Here is a 1,924-nt window from a genome sequence, read left to right on the forward strand (position 1 = left end):
CCTCTGCGGTCTGCGGCTTCTGTAAAGCCGAAGCTTTTWAGCAAATCGTCKGCAACCTGYCRTGGGTTTTTAAGGTATCGYAGCTTRGCAATCAAGATAAGATTTTCCCGWCCRGTCAATAATTCGTCAACGGCGGCAAATTGACCRGTCAGACTGATCGCTTGTCGCACATTCTCGGGTTTTGAAGCAACATCGAATCCGTTTACGGTAACGGATCCGCCATCTTGTTTGAGCAGCGTGGTGAGGATTTTGACAACCGTAGTCTTGCCTGCCCCGTTGGACCCGAGCAACGCGAAAATACTGCCCTTTTCCACCTCGAAATCCACTCCTTTTAAGACTTGATGCTGCTTGTAGGATTTTTGCAGTCCTTTTACTTGAATTGCGATGTCTTTCATTTAGAATCGTTCCCCCTTCCGAATTTGTTCATCATGTCGCGGTTTAATTTTTTGCGAAAGTTATCGGTCCACTTTTTCGTGTCGCGCAAAAACTCGTCGCAGAACCCGACAACATCTTCGCCCGTCACGTCGAGAACGTGCTTGCCGTCCGCCGCGCTGGCTTCAAACAACTCTATCAATTCGTGCTGGGTTTTCAACATGTCAGAGCCGTCTCCTCCCGCAAAACTCCACATGTATCCCTGGATTTTTTCAAATACGAACCTATAGTCTTCAGGCAGCGCTTCTACCCTTGCCATTTGYTCCCTATACTCTTTTTTGTCCCCGATCATTTTTTTGATAAGCTCCAGCATCGTTATTGCCCCTCCTTTTTAAATTTTTCCATAATCTCTTTGTTTAGTTTTTCCCGCAGCTTTTCAGTATTTTCAGTATTAACCGACGCATGCATAAACTCATCACAAAACCTGCCTACGTCGCTGCCTATGACGTCAAGAACCTGCTTGCCATCCGCAGCGCTTGATTCAAATAAATCCACTAAGTCCGTAAACATCGTCAAGTCAGTAAATATCGTCATGTCACCGCCAGGGGGGCCAACGCTAAACATATAATGTTGAATTTTGCGAAATGCATACCGATAGTCTTTCGGCAGGGCGTCAACCCTCTTCATCATTTGTTTATAGGCCCGTTTATCTTCCATGTCGCCTATTATCAATTTTATAATAGAATCAAGCATTGTTACTGATCCTCCTTTAATTGATTGATTTTAGACGAAACAAATTCCCATTTTTCCCAGAAACTCCGCTTTGAGGGCGAAAAACTTTCGCGGCGGCCCCATGTCGGAGGGCTTTTTGGTGATCTCTACCAGCTTGCTTTTTTCAAGCCGGATCAGGATAGTGTAAACCGTTCCCTCAACAACATCTGGGAAGCCGAGGGCGTTCAGCCGCCGCGTGATTTCGTAGCCGTAGGTTTCTTTGCGGCTTATAATTTCAAGGACACAGCCCTCAAGCACGCCTTTGAGCATTTCCGTTAAGTTTTCCAGTACAATCACCCCTCGCTATTCCGTATGACTTATATTCAGTATTACTTACTACTACTATACAGTAACACGTAGTAGCTGGTTTGTCAATTGCGGTTGTTCTAATATGTTTTTGTGATTATGAACTTCAACTAAAACGCAAGTTGCTACTAGCCGGCAAGCAATGGGACTGTGGCCACAATCATGATTTTTTTATAATTTGCCCTGCGTTCAAATCTAGGATTTTTGCAGTCCTTTTACTTGAATTGATTTGTTTGGCATATTTTACCCTCCTTATATAACCGTAACCTTTGACAAATCGGCCTCTATGCCTTTGAGCGCAGCATAGGTCAACTTATCCATCATCGCGCCGTCAAAGCAGATGGTTTTGATGGCACGGTAGTACTTCTTGGACAACAAAGACCCTTGGAAAGACGCATTCTTGAGTGTCGCGCCCTTGAACGAAACTTCGTTCAACGCCGCTTTGTCAAACTTGACTCCGATGAAGGTTTGGCCG

4 protein-coding genes and 1 pseudogene are annotated in these 1,924 nt (G+C 45.0%); all 5 read right to left on the minus strand.

What is annotated here, in order from left to right:
* Positions 1–395 (minus strand): ATP-binding cassette domain-containing protein (locus AC1DLI_RS34220; protein ID WP_477610178.1); only part of this gene is annotated, 395 nt, incomplete at its 3' end.
* Positions 392–745 (minus strand): DUF1048 domain-containing protein, encoded by a 354-nt coding sequence (locus tag AC1DLI_RS34225; RefSeq protein WP_477610180.1) that lies wholly within the window; start codon positions 743–745, stop codon positions 392–394. The genes AC1DLI_RS34220 and AC1DLI_RS34225, both read right to left, overlap by 4 nt.
* 2 nt (positions 746–747) lie before the next feature.
* Complete coding sequence (locus AC1DLI_RS34230) at positions 748–1,125, minus strand: DUF1048 domain-containing protein (RefSeq protein ID WP_477610182.1); 378 nt, start codon at positions 1,123–1,125, stop codon at positions 748–750.
* Positions 1,126–1,127: 2 nt separating this feature from the next.
* Positions 1,128–1,431, minus strand: a pseudogene (locus tag AC1DLI_RS34235) (PadR family transcriptional regulator).
* Between the two features lie 270 nt (positions 1,432–1,701).
* On the minus strand, positions 1,702–1,924 hold a 223-nt coding region (locus AC1DLI_RS34240), incomplete at its 5' end, for a pentapeptide repeat-containing protein (protein ID WP_477610184.1).

The sequence above is a fragment of the Paenibacillus sp. 01T443 genome (assembly GCF_056398325.1).